Annotated in this window: 17 protein-coding genes; 3 read left to right on the top strand and 14 right to left on the bottom strand. The window is 67.8% G+C overall.

Annotated elements, in window-relative coordinates; translation table 11 throughout:
- Positions 1–48: 48 nt before the first annotated feature.
- From V6S85_RS12900 to V6S85_RS12915, 4 genes are all read right to left on the bottom strand, one after another.
- A complete protein-coding gene (locus tag V6S85_RS12900; protein WP_116564223.1) occupies positions 49–1,026 on the bottom strand; it encodes a beta-ketoacyl-ACP synthase III in 978 nt (325 codons plus the stop codon).
- Positions 1,023–2,105, bottom strand: a complete 1,083-nt coding sequence (gene plsX, locus V6S85_RS12905; protein ID WP_116488817.1) for a phosphate acyltransferase PlsX — start codon at positions 2,103–2,105, stop codon at positions 1,023–1,025. The genes V6S85_RS12900 and plsX overlap by 4 nt, the downstream gene beginning before the upstream one ends.
- A gap of 84 nt (positions 2,106–2,189) precedes the next feature.
- The gene (locus tag V6S85_RS12910; RefSeq protein WP_116488818.1) at positions 2,190–2,729 is read right to left on the bottom strand and encodes a YceD family protein; all 540 of its coding nucleotides are present in this window, start codon (positions 2,727–2,729) and stop codon (positions 2,190–2,192) included.
- A complete protein-coding gene (locus V6S85_RS12915) occupies positions 2,714–3,244 on the bottom strand; it encodes a ubiquinol-cytochrome C chaperone family protein (RefSeq protein ID WP_116564221.1) in 531 nt (176 codons plus the stop codon). The genes V6S85_RS12910 and V6S85_RS12915 overlap by 16 nt, the downstream gene beginning before the upstream one ends.
- A gap of 121 nt (positions 3,245–3,365) precedes the next feature.
- Between V6S85_RS12915 and V6S85_RS12920 the strand changes: the two genes are divergently transcribed.
- Entirely contained in the window at positions 3,366–3,854 is a 489-nt protein-coding gene (locus V6S85_RS12920; protein ID WP_116564219.1) for an outer membrane protein assembly factor BamE, read from the top strand.
- Between the two features lie 181 nt (positions 3,855–4,035).
- Positions 4,036–4,590 (top strand): response regulator, encoded by a 555-nt coding sequence (locus V6S85_RS12925; protein ID WP_116564289.1) that lies wholly within the window; start codon positions 4,036–4,038, stop codon positions 4,588–4,590.
- 149 nt (positions 4,591–4,739) lie between these two features.
- Here V6S85_RS12925 and V6S85_RS12930 read toward each other — a convergent pair whose 3' ends face one another.
- The 7 genes from V6S85_RS12930 to glyA all read right to left on the bottom strand — a co-directional run bounded on the left by V6S85_RS12930 (position 4,740) and on the right by glyA (position 11,534).
- On the bottom strand, positions 4,740–6,875 hold the full coding sequence (locus V6S85_RS12930) for a sodium-translocating pyrophosphatase (RefSeq protein WP_334349130.1): 2,136 nt from the start codon (positions 6,873–6,875) through the stop codon (positions 4,740–4,742).
- A 214-nt stretch (positions 6,876–7,089) separates the two neighbouring features.
- Positions 7,090–7,614 carry a hypothetical protein gene (locus V6S85_RS12935; RefSeq protein WP_334349131.1) on the bottom strand — a complete coding sequence of 175 codons (525 nt, stop codon included), beginning with the start codon at positions 7,612–7,614 and terminating at the stop codon, positions 7,090–7,092.
- Between the two features lie 60 nt (positions 7,615–7,674).
- A complete protein-coding gene (gene thiL, locus V6S85_RS12940) occupies positions 7,675–8,757 on the bottom strand; it encodes a thiamine-phosphate kinase (RefSeq protein WP_116564212.1) in 1,083 nt (360 codons plus the stop codon).
- Positions 8,741–9,196 carry a transcription antitermination factor NusB gene (nusB, locus tag V6S85_RS12945; protein ID WP_101714274.1) on the bottom strand — a complete coding sequence of 152 codons (456 nt, stop codon included), beginning with the start codon at positions 9,194–9,196 and terminating at the stop codon, positions 8,741–8,743. Before nusB ends, thiL begins: the two co-directional genes overlap by 17 nt.
- Positions 9,193–9,657 (bottom strand): 6,7-dimethyl-8-ribityllumazine synthase, encoded by a 465-nt coding sequence (locus V6S85_RS12950; protein WP_101719709.1) that lies wholly within the window; start codon positions 9,655–9,657, stop codon positions 9,193–9,195. The genes nusB and V6S85_RS12950 overlap by 4 nt, the downstream gene beginning before the upstream one ends.
- 81 nt (positions 9,658–9,738) lie before the next feature.
- Positions 9,739–10,212 carry a transcriptional regulator NrdR gene (gene nrdR / locus V6S85_RS12955; protein ID WP_101714276.1) on the bottom strand — a complete coding sequence of 158 codons (474 nt, stop codon included), beginning with the start codon at positions 10,210–10,212 and terminating at the stop codon, positions 9,739–9,741.
- Positions 10,213–10,244: 32 nt separating this feature from the next.
- Positions 10,245–11,534 carry a serine hydroxymethyltransferase gene (gene glyA / locus V6S85_RS12960; RefSeq protein ID WP_334349132.1) on the bottom strand — a complete coding sequence of 430 codons (1,290 nt, stop codon included), beginning with the start codon at positions 11,532–11,534 and terminating at the stop codon, positions 10,245–10,247.
- 204 nt (positions 11,535–11,738) lie between these two features.
- On the opposite strand from glyA, the gene V6S85_RS12965 reads away from it, so the two are divergent.
- Positions 11,739–12,182 (top strand): MucR family transcriptional regulator, encoded by a 444-nt coding sequence (locus V6S85_RS12965; protein ID WP_334349133.1) that lies wholly within the window; start codon positions 11,739–11,741, stop codon positions 12,180–12,182.
- A gap of 210 nt (positions 12,183–12,392) precedes the next feature.
- Here the strand turns inward: V6S85_RS12965 and V6S85_RS12970 are convergent, their stop codons facing one another.
- The 3 genes from V6S85_RS12970 to hemA all read right to left on the bottom strand — a co-directional run bounded on the left by V6S85_RS12970 (position 12,393) and on the right by hemA (position 15,160).
- Positions 12,393–13,187, bottom strand: coding sequence for an SDR family NAD(P)-dependent oxidoreductase (locus V6S85_RS12970; RefSeq protein WP_334349134.1), 795 nt, complete (start codon positions 13,185–13,187; stop codon positions 12,393–12,395).
- A 92-nt stretch (positions 13,188–13,279) separates the two neighbouring features.
- On the bottom strand, positions 13,280–13,924 hold the full coding sequence (locus V6S85_RS12975) for a hypothetical protein (RefSeq protein WP_334349135.1): 645 nt from the start codon (positions 13,922–13,924) through the stop codon (positions 13,280–13,282).
- Between the two features lie 9 nt (positions 13,925–13,933).
- Positions 13,934–15,160: a 5-aminolevulinate synthase gene (hemA, locus tag V6S85_RS12980; protein WP_116564202.1), complete on the bottom strand. Its 1,227-nt coding sequence runs from the start codon at positions 15,158–15,160 to the stop codon at positions 13,934–13,936.
- Positions 15,161–15,310: the final 150 nt, after the last annotated feature.

The following is a 15,310-nucleotide window of genomic DNA, read 5'->3' on the forward strand; positions in this document are numbered from 1 at the left end:
CTGAAGCAGGCCGTGCGCCAACCCAAGGTCAAGCTTCGTCCGTGACCATCAAAGGCGCAGGACGCAGGCGCCCCAGGTCAGGCCGCCGCCCATCGCTTCCAGCAGAAGCAGGTCGCCCGGCTTGATCCGGCCGTCCGCGACCCCGTGGGCGAAAGCCAGGGGAATCGAGGCGGCAGAAGTGTTGGCGTGCAGCGCCACCGTCGAGATCACCTTTTCCTCGTCGATGCCGCAGCGATTGGCCACGCCCTGAAGGATTCGCTGGTTGGCCTGGTGCGGAATGAACCAGTCCACCTCGGGCACCGTCACTCCCGCCTTCTCTGCGGCGGCGTGGATGGCCTCGGAGATGTTGATCACCGCATGCTTGAAGACCTGGTTGCCCAGCATCCGCAGCTTGCCCACCGTGCCCGTGGTCGACGGACCGCCGTCGACATAGAGCAGGTCCTGCTTGGTCCCGTCGGCGCGCAGGGCGAAGCCCAGCATGCCGCGATCGGCCGTGGTCCCCTCGCCTTCCTGCGGCTCCAGCACCACAGCGCCGGCGCCGTCGCCGAACAGCACGCAGGTGCCGCGGTCGGTCCAGTCCATCAGGCGGGTCATGGCCTCGGCGCCGATCACCAGGGCGCACTTGGCGTTGCCGCGGGCGATGAAGCCGTCGGCCACCGACAGGGCGTAGACGAAGCCCGAGCAAACGGCCTGGACGTCGAAGGCGATGCCGACGCCCGCGCCCAGCTTGCGCTGCACGATGGCGGCGGTGGCCGGGAAGGTCAGGTCGGGCGTGGTGGTCGCCACGATGATCAGGTCGACGTCGGCGGGCGTCTTGCCGGCGCGCTCCAGCGCCTGCCTGGCGGCTTCCACGGCCAGGTCCGACACGGCCTGGTCGTCGGCGGCCTTGTGGCGCTGGCGGATGCCCGTGCGCTCGACGATCCACTCGTCCGAAGTGTCGACGATCTTGGACAGCTCTTCGTTGGTGACGATCTGCGGCGGCAGGTAGGCCCCGACGCCGGTCACCACGCTGCGAACTACGCTCACTCGGCGGCTCCCTGGGTTTCGGCGCCGTCAGCGCCGTCGTCCTTGGCCGCTTGGTCTTTTTCCGCGGTCAGACGCTTCAGATTACGATCGATCTCGGCGGTGAAGTCGCTGCGCGCGAGGTCCACCGCCACTCGGACGGCCGAGGCGAAGCCATTGGCGTCGGCGCCGCCGTGGCTCTTCACCACGATGCCGTTGAGGCCAAGCAGCGGTCCGCCGTTGACCCGGCCGGGGTCCAGACGCCGCTTCATCTTCTTCAGCGAGCCCGAGGCGATCAGCGCGCCCAGCATGGCCAGCGGGCCGGCCGTCAGGGTCTGCTTGATTTCATTGCCGAAGAACCGCGCCAGGCCCTCGGCGGTCTTCAGGGCGACATTGCCGGTGAAGCCGTCGGTGACGACCACGTCCACCGTGCCGTAGGCGATGTCGGTGCCCTCGACGAAGCCGCGATAGTCGAAGTCGAAGTGCGGGCTGTCCTGCAGGATGCGATGCGCCTCGCGCACCTCCTCGTGGCCCTTCTGCTCCTCGGAGCCGACATTGAGCAGGCCCACGGTCGGACGTTCCGAGCCGTGCACGGCGTGATGGAAGGCCGCGCCCATGATGGCGAACTCGACCAGTTGCTCGGCGTCGCTCTCGACATTGGCGCCGACGTCCAGCACCGCCGAGATCCCCTTCATCGTCGGCCAAGAGGCGACGATGGCCGGGCGCTCCAGATCCGCGCTCATGCGCAGGATCAGCTTGGAGATCGCCATCAGGGCGCCGGTGTTGCCGGCCGAAACGCAGGCGGCGGCCTCGCCCGAACGGATCGCCTCGACGGCGTTCCAAAGACTGGAGCCCTTGCCCCGGCGCATGGCCTGGGCGGGCTTTTCGTCCATGGCGATGGACTTGTCGGTATGGACGACGGTGCAGACCGCCCGCGCGGCCGGCGCGCGCGCCAGTTCGGCGTTCAGCGCGACCTCGTCGCCGTGCACCAGGAAGCGCACGTCGGGCAGGGTCTTGGCCGCGATCTCCAGCGCCGGAACGACCACGGACGGACCGTGATCCCCGCCCATGGCGTCGATCGAGATGACTACAGGCTTGGGCACGAGGCGCTATCGACTCCTTAGACGGTCGCGACGCGGCCGATGATTCCCCGGCGTGATATCACGCCGGAAGGCGTAAGGGCCAACTCAGCCCTCGTCGCCCTTCGTTTTAAGTCCCTTCAGGGCCGCGAAGGGAGAAAGCTCAACCGGTTCGGGCGGTTGCACGAACACCGCACCCGGCTTGCGCGGGAACGGGTCCAGCTCCAGCGCCAGATGTTCGATGACATAGCCCGAGACGTCGATCGCCTCGCCTTCCAGCACGTCGGGCGGATCGTCGCCGTCCGGCTCGAGACCCAACTCGCCGCCCTCGTCCTGCGGGGCGTGCTCGCTGTTGGCAGGCAACACGCGCAGGCTGAAGCGGGCGTCGATCGGCGTCTCGAAGTCCTCGCTGGTGACGCCGCAGGTCTGAACGACGCGGGCGCGCAGCACGCCCGACACCTCGGCGCCGTCCATCCACGAGCGCAGATAGACCTGGGCCTCCAGCAGGTCGAGCGACACCAGGCCCAGCTGCTTGGCGATGGCCTTGCGCACGGTTTCGTCGGGCGCGAGCTTCAGGTCCACCCCGCCGCGGTCGACGCGGGCCAGGGTGACGGTGCTCGGCCAGGGATCAATCAGACGTTCGGCCATTGCACTTCTCCGTTCAGCAGGGCGTCCAGCGACTGCTCCGCCAGAGCTTCGCGCGCCGACCGCACATAGGCGCTAACGGCCGCGACGTCACCCTCGCCGCGCTCCTCGAACACCGTGCGGGCCAGGGCGGCGTCCAGTTCGGCGGAGTCCGGCAACGTCGCGAAGGCCTCGTCATAGGTCTTCAGCCGGCCGTAGAAGGCGCCGGCCAGCTTCTTCATCTTCTTGCCGACGGCGGTGTCGGACACGCCGATTTCACGGAAGGCGTCGTCGAGACCGCGGACGTAGGAATCAAAAGCCGCCTGCGAGGTCTCGGCCGCAGCCTCGCCCTGCCCTTTCAACCGCTCGATCACCAGCACCACGTGCAGGGTGAAGAGCTCGAACCGGCCCTCCATCGAGTCGCGAACGCCCAGCTGCGCGTAGAATCGTGACGATCGGGCCTGGGCCGTCGCCGATGCATAGAGTTTTTCCCCCGCCAGCGTCGCGGGCCTAGGCTTGATTAGCCAATCCAGAAACATTCCACGCCTCTATTTCGCCGCGAGCCGCCACTAGATGGCCTGAGCATCCACGCGGGCCATTGAACTAAGCCCGCGCGGGCGATAGGTCAAAGTCCAGCCTTCTTCCGGTTCCGGAGCCTCAATGTCTCGCCCCGCCGTTTTCGCCGCCGCCGCCATCGGCCTCGCCGCCGTCGTCGGAGGCTGCACGCCGCTGACGAGCTATTCCGGTTTCCAGGCCATCGAGGCCAAGCCGGCCGACATGAAGATTGGCGAGGACAGCAAGTCCACCGTCCGCGAGAAGCTGGGCACGCCGTCGGCGGTCTCCACCTTCGACAACGACGCCTGGTACTACATCTCGCAGACCACCGACCGGGTGGCCTTCTACAAGCCGCGCGTGATCAAGCGCGACGTCGTGGCCATCAAGTTCAACACCGCCGACGAGAAGGTCGCCTCGGTCGACACCTTCACCCTGAAGGACGGCAAGGTCATCGCCTATAACGGCCGCGAGACCCCGACCCGTGGTCGCGAGATGACCGTGCTCGAACAGCTGCTCGGCACCGTCGGTCGCGGCGGCATGCTGCCTCAGGACGACGAGGGCGTTCCCGGCACCCGCCCCGGCGACCGTCGCTAGACTGACGATTAAGTCGGTTAACCGACACTTCAACCTTACCGAAGCTTGACTATAAGCGCGTGATTTCGTGCGACTTTTTGTCGCCGTATCAACGTTTCCTCAAGCACGCCCGTCACAACCTTCCCGTCTGATCGACGCTGGGGCCCCAACCTTGGCGTCGGTTGCTCTGGGGGAGATGGTCGTGAGCGCGCTCGATCTGCGGGCGTTGACGATGCTCATCGTCGACGACAACGCCAACATGCGCGGCATCCTGGCCGCGATCCTGAAGTCCGCCGGGGTGCGGCGCATTCTCGAGGCCGGCGACGGCGTCGAGGGCCTGAAGCTGTTTTCCGAACGCGAGGTCGACATCGTGTTCACCGACCTGATGATGCAGCCGGTGGACGGGTTGTCGTTCGTGCACTGGATCCGCAACTCGCAGGCCAGCCCAAACCCGTACGCGCCGATCATCATGATGACCGGCCACGCCACCCGCCGCAGCCTCGACGAGGCGCGTATGGCCGGGGTGACCGAATTCCTGGCCAAGCCGCTAACGGCGCGCGGGGTGATGCACCGCATCAACGAGGTCATCAACAACCCCCGCGATTTCGTCCGCACGGAGGCCTATTTCGGTCCCTGCCGCCGACGCCGCATCGACCATGACTTCGCCGGCGACGAGCGCCGCGGCGTCCAGCCCGCGCCGACGGCGCTTGGCGGCGAGGCCGAGATCCACGCGTTCGATCCGGAAGAGTGCTACTGAGGGCCTCTCTCCTTCCCAGTCCGGCCACCACGCTCGTCATCCCGGAAAGCGCGTAGCGCTTATTCGGCGACCGTGTTGGGTTGGCGGAAAAGGAAAACGCCCCGGAGCGTGAGCCCCGGGGCGTTTCCGTCTTCGTTGGAGGATCAGCCTTAGCCGTGCGCGAGCACGGCCAGCAGCAGCAGGGCCACGATGTTGGTGATCTTGATCATCGGGTTCACGGCGGGACCCGAGGTGTCCTTGTAGGGGTCGCCGACGGTGTCGCCGGTGACGGCGGCCTTGTGGGTTTCGCCGCCCTTCTTGTGTAGGACGCCGTCCTTGTCGGTGAAGCCCTCCTCGATCACCTTCTTGGCGTTGTCCCAGGCGCCGCCGCCGCTGGTCATCGAGATGGCGACGAACAGGCCGGTGACGATCACCCCCATCAGCATGGCGCCGAGGCAGGCGAAGGCGTCGACCTTGCCGGCGATGGCGTTGATGACGAAGAACAGCACCACCGGAGAGACCACCGGCAGCAGGGACGGCACGATCATCTCGCGGATGGCGGCCTTGGTCAGGATGTCCACGGCCTTGCCGTATTCGGGCTTGGTCTCGTAGGTCATGATGCCCGGGTTTTCGCGGAACTGGCGACGGACCTCGGCCACCACCGACTCGGCCGCGCGACCGACGGCGGTCATCGAAAGACCCCCGAACAGGAACGGCAGCAGGCCGCCGAACAGCAGGCCGACCACGACATAGGGGTTGGACAGGTCGAAGCTGACCGCACCCATGCCGTCGAAGAAACTGCCGGGGGCGGCGTTCTCGGAGAAGAACTTCAGGTCCTCGGTATAGGCCGCGAACAGCACCAGGGCCCCCAGTCCCGCCGAACCGATGGCGTAGCCCTTGGTGACGGCCTTGGTGGTGTTGCCGACCGCGTCGAGGGCGTCGGTGGTTACGCGGACTTCCGGGGGAAGGCCGGCCATCTCGGCGATGCCGCCGGCGTTGTCGGTGACGGGGCCGAAGGCGTCCAGGGCGACGATGAAGCCGGCCAGGGACAGCATGGTGGTGGTGGCGATGGCGATGCCGAACAGGCCCGCCAGGTTATAGGTCACGACGATGCCGACGATGATGGTCAGGGCCGGCAGGGCCGTGGACTCCAGCGACATGGCCAGGCCCTGGATGACGTTGGTGCCGTGACCGGACACCGAGGCCTGGGCCACCGACTTCACCGGACGGAAGCCCGTGCCGGTGTAGTACTCGGTGATCACCACGATCAGCGCCGTCACCGCCAGGCCCACGAGGCCGCAGTAGAACAGGTTGTCTGCGGTGAACAGCCGGCCGTCGAGCTCGATCGAGGTCGGGACCAACTGATGGATCACCCACCACACCGCCGGGATCGACAGGATCCCGGTGACGATCAGGCCCTGGTAGAGGGCTCCCATGATGTTGTTCTTCTTGCCCAGGCGGACGAAGAAGGCGCCGACGATCGAGGTGACGATGCACACCGCGCAGATGGCCAGCGGCAGGATCATCATCGAGCCGACGACGTCGGTGCCGGTGAAGAAGATCGCCGCCAGCACCATGGTTGCGACCGTGGTCACCGCATAGGTCTCGAACAGGTCGGCGGCCATGCCGGCGCAGTCGCCGACGTTGTCGCCCACGTTGTCGGCGATGGTCGCGGCGTTGCGGGGGTCGTCCTCGGGAATGCCGGCCTCGACCTTGCCGACGAGATCGCCGCCCACGTCGGCGCCCTTGGTGAAGATGCCGCCGCCCAGGCGGGCGAAGATCGAGATCAAGCTGGCCCCGAAGCCCAGCGCCACCAGGGAGTCGATCACGACCCGATCGGCGCCCTCATGCCCGACCGACAGCAGCAGGGTGTAGTATCCGGCCACGCCTAGCAGCGCGAAGCCCGCCACCAGCATGCCGGTGACCGCGCCCGAGGTGAAGGCCATCGACAGGCCCTTGGCCAGGCTCTCGGACGAGGCCTGGGCGGTGCGCACGTTGGCCCGCACCGAGATCAGCATGCCGGCGAACCCCGCCAGGCCCGAGAGGATCGCGCCCAGCGCGAAGCCGACAGGCTGCTCCCAGCCCTTGAAGAAGAACGCGAGCAAAGCCACAACCACGACGCCGACGATGGCGATGGTCGTGTACTGACGGTTCAGATAGGCCTGGGCGCCTTCCTGAATGGCCGCGGCGATCTCCTGCATCTTCGCATCGCCCGGCGAGGCCTTCAAAAGCCTGGCGGTCTGAACCGCGCCATACAGCACCGCCAGAAGCCCGGCGCCGATGGCTACGTAAAGCCAAGAACTCATGGGTGTTGTGCCCCTTCGTGTTTCAATCACGAGGGGTCGCGGTTCCCGGCATGGAGGATCGACGAGCGCCCCAGGCCAGGAGCGGCGGGCGGGCCTTAGGGCCTCATTCCCCCTCGAAGCTCCCTGATCTGGCCCCGACATCGGCGCCAGGGGGAAACACTGACATCCACAAGCCTAGCGCGCAACCGCTTGCGAGAACGGCGTTCGCGAAGCTTCAGGGGATGATCGGAGCCGAATCGACGGGCGGCGAGGCCGGCTTGGCCGCGGCCTTCGGCGCCGCCTTGGGGAACGGCACGAAATTGCGCGGCGTCTGCTTGCCGATGGTGACGGCGGCGACCTTGCCCTTGCCGACCAGAACGACGGCCTCGCGCATGACGATGGCCTTCACCTTGCCCTCGTCGAGCAGGACGTAGCTGCCGGGCTTGTTGAGCGGCTGCTTGTGGGCCGCGCGCACCAGCGCGTCACGCAGCAGCGGCTCCTTGCCGGCAAAGGCGGTGACGTCGCCCGTCGGCGGCAGGGTCAGCGACAGCTCGACGAAGATGTAGTTGATCAGGCGCCCCTCGGCGACGATCGGCAGGGCCATGGAGCCCAGCTTGATGACCGGATCTTCCTTCTCCTTCTCGCCCTCCCCGCCTTCCTTCTTCTTCTCCTTGCCGGAGGCGAAGGCGGGCGCGGCGCACAGCGCGAGCGGCGCGGCGAGCGCCAGCAGGGCGCGACGGGACAGAGCGGTCGAAGTCATGCCCGCCTGTTAACCGAGAAGGCTTGAGGTTTCGCTACCGAGGGCGGTCGCTGAACGGCGTCAGCCGTGCAGCCAGCCCAGCCGCTGGGGCGTGATGTCCTTGCCCTTGAACAGGGCGGCCACGCCTTCGCCCTCGACGAACTCGCCGATGTCGCGCACCGGCAGGCCGGCGGCGAAGGCGGCGGCCTGGAAGGCGGCGACGTCGGCGGCCGGAACGGCGCAGACGACCTCGTAGTCGTCGCCGCCCGAGGCCAGGGACATGCGGGCTTCGCCGCGCTCGGGCTGGGCTTCCAGCCACTTGCGGGCGCCGGTCGACAGCGGCAGGCGGTCGAGGTCGACCTTGACCTGAAGGCCGCTGGCCTTGGCGATGTGGCCCGCGTCGGCCAGCAGGCCGTCGGAGACGTCGGCGGCGGCGTGGGCGAACTGGCGCAGGGCCTCGCGCAGCGCCAGACGCGGCGCGGGCGTGCGATAGCGACGCACCAGGCCGCCGTCGGGATCCTCGACCTCGCCCCAGTGGGCCAGGAGACCCAGCCAGCCGTCGCCGATGCTGCCGCTGACCATCAGGCGGTCGCCGGCCTTGGCGCCACGCCGCAGAACGGCCGCGCCTTGCGGCACCCAGCCCAGCAGGGTCGCCGAGACGACCAGGGCGCCCGAGGTGGTGACCGTGTCGCCGCCCAGAAGATTGATGCCGTAGGCCTGGCCGTCCTCGGCCAGTCCGCGGGCGAAGGTTTCGCGGTCCTCGACCGTCGTGCCCGAAGGCCAGCCGACGGCCAGGAAGTAGCCGTAGGGCTCGGCGCCCTTGGCGGCGAGGTCGGACAGATTGGTGCGCAGCAGGCGCCGGGCGACGATGTCGAGATCCTCGCCGGCCAGGAAGTGCACGCCCGCGACCATGGCGTCCTTGGTGATCACCAGGTCATAGCCGGGGCGCGAGGGCAGCACCGCCGCGTCGTCGAGCAGATCGAGCGCGACGGGATCGCCGTTGGTCAGTGGACGCAGGTGGGTCGCGATCAGCTCGAACTCGTCCGGCCCCGACGGCGCGGCCGCCGGAGGGACGTCGTCGAACCACGACTCGTCGTCCTCCGCCGCCGGCGCTACGGCCGGGGCGGGATCGTCGAACCAGTCGTCGTCAGACTCGGGCGTCACGCGCGATGGCGTCCAGGGCGCCGTTGATGAAGCCGGCTTCCGGCCCCTCGAAGAACGACTTGGCGATCTCGACGTACTCGTCGATCACCACCTCGGTCGGAACGTCCGGGCGGTTCATCAGCTCGTAGGCGCCGGCGCGCAGCACGGCGCGGGCGGTGGCGTCCAGGCGCTCGAGCTTCCAGCCCGAGGCCAGGCGGCGCACGATGGCCGGGTCGATGATCGCCTGCTTGGAGACGACGCCCTTCACCAGGTCGGCGAAGAAGGTCTCGTCGGCCTGGGCCAGCTGGGCGCCTTCGGTGTCCTCGACGGCCCGGTCGAAGCGGTGCTCGGAGAATTCGCGGACCACGGCGTCGACGCCGGCGCCGGAGACTTCCATCTGGTAGAGGGCCTGCACGGCCGCCAGACGCGAAACGGAACGGGGCTGGATGCGCTTGCTCATCGCGCTTGTCCCGACAGCTGACGCTTCAAACCCACGATCTCCAGGCATTCCCGAGCGGCTTGGCCCCCGCGGTCGCCCTGCGAGAGGCGCGCGCGATTCCAGGCCTGATCCTCGTCATCAACCGTCAACACGCCGTAACCAATGGCCAACCTTTTTCCGACCGCCAGGTCCTGCAGGCCGCGGGCGGTCTCGTTGGACACGATCTCGAAGTGGTAGGTCTCGCCGCGCACGACGGCGCCGAGGGCAATGTAACCGTCGTAGCGCACGCCCGACGGGCCCTTGCCGGCCTCTTCGGCGATGGCGATGGCGGCCGGGATCTGCAGGGCGTCGGAAACCGTGACGACCTCGTACTCCGCGCCTTGGGCCTCGATCGCCTGCACGGCGCCGGCCAGCAGCGCGTCGGAAAGGCCCGAATAACGGCGCCCCTCGACGATCAGCAGACGAATCCTGTCTTCCACCATATGCCTCTGAACTCCTGGGCGGACGGGAGGCCTCGCTGGGCCGTCACACGCCGACCCGAAAAAACGAATCGTAGGATGCGCCTATAGCTCGTCTTCGGCGACGTCGCTCAAGCCTTCTTCGCCCAAAAACTTCGCGAAATCACTGGTCTCCCGGAAATCGCGATAAACCGAGGCGTAGCGGACATAGGCCACGTCATCGAGCGACTTCAGGGCCTTCATGACCATTTCGCCGACGACCGACGACTGAAGCTCGGTCTCGCCCTGGCTTTCCAGCTGGCGGACGATGCCGTTGACCATCCGCTCGACCCGTTCGCCCTCGATGGGCCGCTTGCGGGTGGCCAGCGAGATCGAACGCATCAGCTTGTCTCTGTCGAACGGCGAGCGACGGCCCGACCGCTTGACGATGATCAGTTCACGAAGCTGGACGCGTTCGAAGGTCGTGAACCGACCGCCGCACTCCGGACAGAGGCGGCGGCGGCGGATGGCCGCCCCGTCTTCCGACGGGCGGCTGTCCTTCACCTGGCTTTCGGCGTGGCCGCAGAATGGGCAGCGCATGATCTTGGGCCCTCCCCTGCGGCCTTAGCCCATTAGTTGTAGATCGGGAACCGAGCCGTCAAGGCCAGCACTTCCTCGCGCACCTTGGCCTCGACCGCGGCGTTGCCTTCCGGACCGTTGGCGGCCAGGCCGTTGACGACCTCGCCGATCAGCTCGCCCACGCGGGTGAACTCGGCTTCCTTGAAGCCGCGGGTGGTGCCGGCCGGCGTGCCCAGGCGGATGCCCGAGGTGATCGTGAACGGCGCGGTGTCGAACGGCACGCCGTTCTTGTTGCAGGTCATGTGGGCGCGCTCGAGGCTGTGCTCGGCGTCGCGGCCGGTCACGCCCTTGGGACGCAGGTCAACCAGCATCAGGTGGCTGTCGGTGCCGCCCGAGACGATGTTGACGCCCGACTTGCCCAGCGCGTCGGCCAGGGCCTTGGCGTTGGCGATGATCTGGCGGGCGTAGTCCTTGAAGGCCGGCTGCAGGGCTTCCCCGAACGCCACGGCCTTGGCGGCGATGACGTGCTCCAGCGGGCCGCCTTGCAGGCCGGGGAACACGGCCGAATTGACCTTCTTGATGATGGCTTCGTCGTTGGTCAGCACCATGCCGCCGCGCGGGCCGCGCAGGGTCTTGTGGGTGGTGGTGGTGACGACGTGGGCGTGCGGGACGGGATTGGGGAACACGCCGCCGGCCACCAGGCCAGCGAAGTGGGCCATGTCGACCATCAGGTAGGCGCCGACGCTGTCGGCGATCTCGCGGAAGCGGGCGAAGTCGATCTCACGGCTATAGGCGCTGCCGCCTGCGATGATCAGCTTGGGCTTTTCGCGCTGGGCGACCTCGGCGACGTTGTCGTAGTCGATCAGCTGGTCCTGCTGGCGCACGGTGTAGGACACCGGCTTGAACCACTTGCCCGACTGGTTGGCGGGCGAGCCGTGGGTCAGGTGGCCGCCGGCGGCCAGGTCCATGCCCATGAAGGTGTCGCCCGGCTGCAGCAGCGACATGAACACCGACTGGTTGGCCTGCGAGCCCGAGTGCGGCTGGACGTTGGCGAAGGCCGCGCCGAACAGCTGCTTGGCGCGTTCGATGGCGATGGTCTCGATCTCGTCGACCCATTCGCAGCCGCCGTAGTAGCGCTTGCCCGGATAGCCTTCGGCGTACTTGTTGGTCAGGATCGAGCCCTGGGCTTCGAGCACCGCCTTCGAGACGATGTTTTCCGAGGCGATCAGCTCGATCTGGTTCTGCTGACGACCCAGCTCCCGACCAATGCGATCGAAGATGTCGCGGTCGGCGGTCGCAAGATCGGCGCCGAAGAACTTGGTCAGGTCGGTGGAGGTCGTCATCGGCAGCTCCTTGGGGCGGGCGGCTGGGCTTTGGGCGGCGCGCTCCCGCGAGCGGGAGTCGACGGCGCTCTCTTTAGCGTCCTTCGCGCCGCGATCAATGACGGAACCGCGACGATAACCATGCGTTGGTGACGAACCTCGGCGGGGTGTTGCCGCCGCGCCGAGCGTTTTTGAGTGCAAACGAACAGAACGGGCGGGATGCGTATGGCGGCTTCACACGACGAAACGGGGTCGGATTTCTCGGACGACACCGAACTGCTGGCGCTGAGCGCGAGCATCGTCGCGGCCTATGTCGGCCAGAACAAGATTTCCCAGACAGCTGTCCCCGACCTGATCCGCACCGTGCACGGAGCCCTGGTGGGCCTGCATGGCGAGCCGGCCGCCGCCAAGCCGGCCGAGAAGCAAAAGCCCGCCGTGCCCATCTCGCGCTCGGTGCAGCACGACTACATCGTCTGCCTCGAGGACGGGAAGAAGCTGAAGATGCTCAAGCGCTACCTGCGCTCGCACTACGACATGAGCCCTGAGGACTACCGCCGCAAATGGGGCCTGCCGTCGGACTATCCGATGGTCGCTCCGGCCTACGCCGCGCGACGCTCGGACTTCGCCAAGCAGATCGGCCTGGGCAAGGGCGTGCGCCGAAGGGCCTAGAGGCTTCCTTCTTCATTCCTTCTTGCCCCAGTGGTCGTCATCTCGGCCGAAGCGCAGCGTAAAGCCGGGACCCAGGCGCCGCCGCACGGAGTCGGCGACCTCTGAAGAGGCTGTTGCAAGCGCGGCCTCCAGTCCCCCCGGGTCCCGGATAAGCCCCGCGGGCTTTCCGGGATGACGAGTTTTGGGGGCATGGGTGTGAAGCCCGAAGCCTCACGCCGCCGAAAAGATGTCGCGTTTCTTGAAGCCGGCGGTCATGAACCGGCCCATGGCCTTGGGCATGGTCAGCCAGCGCACCGGCGCGGCCGTGGCCTCGCCCTTGAGCACGCCGTCGGCGATGAACGGCGCCACCGTCTCCACGCGATCGCCGAGGATGTTGTAGAGCTTCATCGACTTGGCGCGGTCTGCGTCCGAGGCGTCGCGCATCTCCGACTGGAGGAGGTCGGTGGCCACGATGCCGGGGCTGATCGTGCCCATGCGCACGTTGGTGCCGTCGAGTTCCTTGCCCATCGACTTGGTGAAATAGGTCACGGCCCGCTTGGTGGCGCCGTAGAGCGTCAGGCCCGAGGCGGTCATGCCGTCGCTGCCGAAACCCTCGAAATTGTAGATCGCCCCGCCGCCCGGCTGGGCCAGCATGCGGATCATGGCCAGCTTGGAGGCCTTGATGACGCCCAGCAGGTTGGTGGCCACCACCGCGTCGATCTCGGCTTCCTCGATCTGGTCGAGGCGCACGCGCGGCGACACCGAGCCGGCGTTGTTGATCCAGATGTCGACCGAGCCAAAGCGCTCGACGGCGGTGTTCCAGAGCGCTTCCAGATCCGCGACCTTGCTGACGTCGCAGGCCTTGGCGGCCACCGCGCCGCCGGTTGCCTCCAGCTTGGCCAACGCCTCGGCCAGCACCTGCGGATTGCGACCCGAGATCACGACCTGGCAGCCGCGTTCGAGAAAGGCTTCGGCGAGGCCAAAGCCGATGCCGCGGCTGCTGCCGGTGATCACGATGGTCTTCACGGGGCGACTCTCCTGCGCACGAGGGCGCATCCAGCCCCAAGCCGCCACCGCGCGCAGCGGCGACGTGGCGGGAAACCGCCACGCGGAGAGGCTCAGCCCGCCCCTTCCCGCTCCAGCCAGCCCCTCGCCTCGGCCCGCGCCCAGGCGATCTCCGGCCCGATATCGAACCGCGCGTCCTCGTCGGCCAGCGACAGCAGGTCCTCGACCTCGTCGAGGGCCGAGAGGTCGAGGGCGGCGTCGCCCAGATAGGCGCCGGGCAACTCGTGCTGGTGGAAGGCGATGTCGGCCAGGATGGCGCGAACCAGGTCCACACGGGCCGGCACGCACAGCGGATCGCGGGCCAGGGCCTGGCGCAGGAACGGCGCGGGCGGCGCGTGCCAGGTCGAGCCGCCGCTCGACAGTCGGGCCTGCCAGACCAGCGGCCAGGGATCGGCCGGCTTGGCATCCGCCCACTCTTCCAGGGTCGGGCGGACCAGCAGGCGAAACAGCGGAACGGGCAGAACCGCCTCGGGCTGTCCCCGATAGGCCAGACGCTTCTCGCCGATCCAGGCGGCGAAGGCGACGCGGTCGGCCAGCGGCCAGCTCACAGCCCCGGCGACGAAAGCGTCGAGCGCTTCCAGCGCCTCGCGGCGCAGGCCCTGGTGACGAAAACGGAAGTAGTCGGCCACGCCGGACCAACCGGGATGCTCGAACGCGTCCTCGGCCAGCTCGCGCAGGTAGCCCAGATCGAAACCCAAGGCGGGTGCTTAAGCCGCGTGGCCGCCCATGCGAGCGACGTTGCAGTGCGCCCAGAGCTTTTCCATCGCGCCGACCAGCTTGCGCATCATGTCGTCGGTGTGGAACGGCGTGGGCGTGAAGCGCAGGCGCTCGGTGCCGCGCGGCACGGTCGGATAGTTGATCGGCTGCACATAGACGCCGTGATCGGCCAGCAGCATGTCGCTGATCAGCTTGGTGTGGACCGGATCGCCGACCAGCACCGGAACGATGTGGCTGTCGTTCTCCATCACCGGCAGGCCGGCGTCCTGGAACATCTTCTTCAGGGTGGCGGCGCGTTCCTGGTGGGCGTCGCGCACCTCGGGGTGCTGCTTCAGCCACTTCACGCTGGCCAGCGCCCCGGCGGTCAGGGCCGGCGGCAGCGAGGTGGTGAAGATGAAGCCCGAGGCCATCAGGCGCACGGCGTCGATCACCTCGGCGTCGCCGGTGATGTAGCCGCCCATGACGCCGAACGCCTTGCCCAGCGTGCCCTCGATGATGTCGATCTGGTCCATGACGCCGTCGCGCTCGGCGACGCCGCCGCCGCGCGGACCATACATGCCGACCGCGTGGACCTCGTCGAGATAGGTCATGGCGCCGTACGTCTTGGCGAGGGCCGCCGTGGCGCCGATGTCGGCGATATCGCCGTCCATCGAATAGACGCTCTCGAAGGCGACCAGCTTGGGCGCGTCGGCCGGGGCGGCCGCCAGCAGCTCTTCGAGGTGCGCCAGGTCGTTGTGGCGGAAGATGTGACGGGGGCCGCCGCCGTTGCGGATGCCGGCGATCATCGAGGCATGGTTCTGGGCGTCGGAGAAGATGATCAGGCCCGGCAGGATCTTCTGCAGGACGCTGAGCGTGGCTTCGTTGGAGACGTAGCCCGAGGTGAACAGCAGTGCGGCCTCTTTGCCGTGCAGGTCGGCCAGCTCGGCTTCCAGCTCCACGTGGTGGTGGTTGGTGCCCGAGATGTTGCGGGTGCCGCCCGAGCCCGAGCCGTGGTCGTCGATCGCCTGGTGCATGGCGTCCAGCACGACGGGGTTCTGGCCCTGGCCGAGATAGTCGTTCGAGCACCAGACCACGACTTCGCTCTCGCCGCCGTCGGCGCGTGTCCAGGTGGCGCGCGGGAAGGCGCCGCGATGGCGCTTTAGGTCGGCGAAGACCCGATAGCGACCCTCGTCGCGGATCTGGGAGACAGCGGCGGTGAACGCGGCTTTGTAGTCCATGCTGGTCTCTACCCGTCGAGCCGAAGCTAGGCGGTCCTTCTCTTCTTGCACGGCTTTTCGCACCACGCAGGCATAGTGTCCACCTAAGGGCCTCTACCTACAAATTGGAATTGGGCGTGGTGTCGCATCGATTGGTTCTATAATCGCAGA

The organism is Caulobacter sp. CCNWLW153 (assembly GCF_036889365.1).
Taxonomy (GTDB): domain Bacteria; phylum Pseudomonadota; class Alphaproteobacteria; order Caulobacterales; family Caulobacteraceae; genus Caulobacter; species Caulobacter radicis.

What these genes read in the sequence shown, in the direction of transcription:
- V6S85_RS12910 (WP_116488818.1), bottom strand. Translation starts at nt 2,729, where the DNA reads ATGGCCGAACGTCTGATTGATCCCTGGCCGAGCACCGTCACCCTGGCC.
- V6S85_RS12915 (WP_116564221.1), bottom strand. Translation starts at nt 3,244, where the DNA reads ATGTTTCTGGATTGGCTAATCAAGCCTAGGCCCGCGACGCTGGCGGGG.
- V6S85_RS12920 (WP_116564219.1), top strand. Translation starts at nt 3,366, where the DNA reads ATGTCTCGCCCCGCCGTTTTCGCCGCCGCCGCCATCGGCCTCGCCGCC.
- V6S85_RS12930 (WP_334349130.1), bottom strand. Translation starts at nt 6,875, where the DNA reads ATGAGTTCTTGGCTTTACGTAGCCATCGGCGCCGGGCTTCTGGCGGTG.
- V6S85_RS12935 (WP_334349131.1), bottom strand. Translation starts at nt 7,614, where the DNA reads ATGACTTCGACCGCTCTGTCCCGTCGCGCCCTGCTGGCGCTCGCCGCG.
- nusB (WP_101714274.1), bottom strand. Translation starts at nt 9,196, where the DNA reads ATGAGCAAGCGCATCCAGCCCCGTTCCGTTTCGCGTCTGGCGGCCGTG.
- V6S85_RS12950 (WP_101719709.1), bottom strand. Translation starts at nt 9,657, where the DNA reads ATGGTGGAAGACAGGATTCGTCTGCTGATCGTCGAGGGGCGCCGTTAT.
- nrdR (WP_101714276.1), bottom strand. Translation starts at nt 10,212, where the DNA reads ATGCGCTGCCCATTCTGCGGCCACGCCGAAAGCCAGGTGAAGGACAGC.
- glyA (WP_334349132.1), bottom strand. Translation starts at nt 11,534, where the DNA reads ATGACGACCTCCACCGACCTGACCAAGTTCTTCGGCGCCGATCTTGCG.
- V6S85_RS12965 (WP_334349133.1), top strand. Translation starts at nt 11,739, where the DNA reads ATGGCGGCTTCACACGACGAAACGGGGTCGGATTTCTCGGACGACACC.
- hemA (WP_116564202.1), bottom strand. Translation starts at nt 15,160, where the DNA reads ATGGACTACAAAGCCGCGTTCACCGCCGCTGTCTCCCAGATCCGCGAC.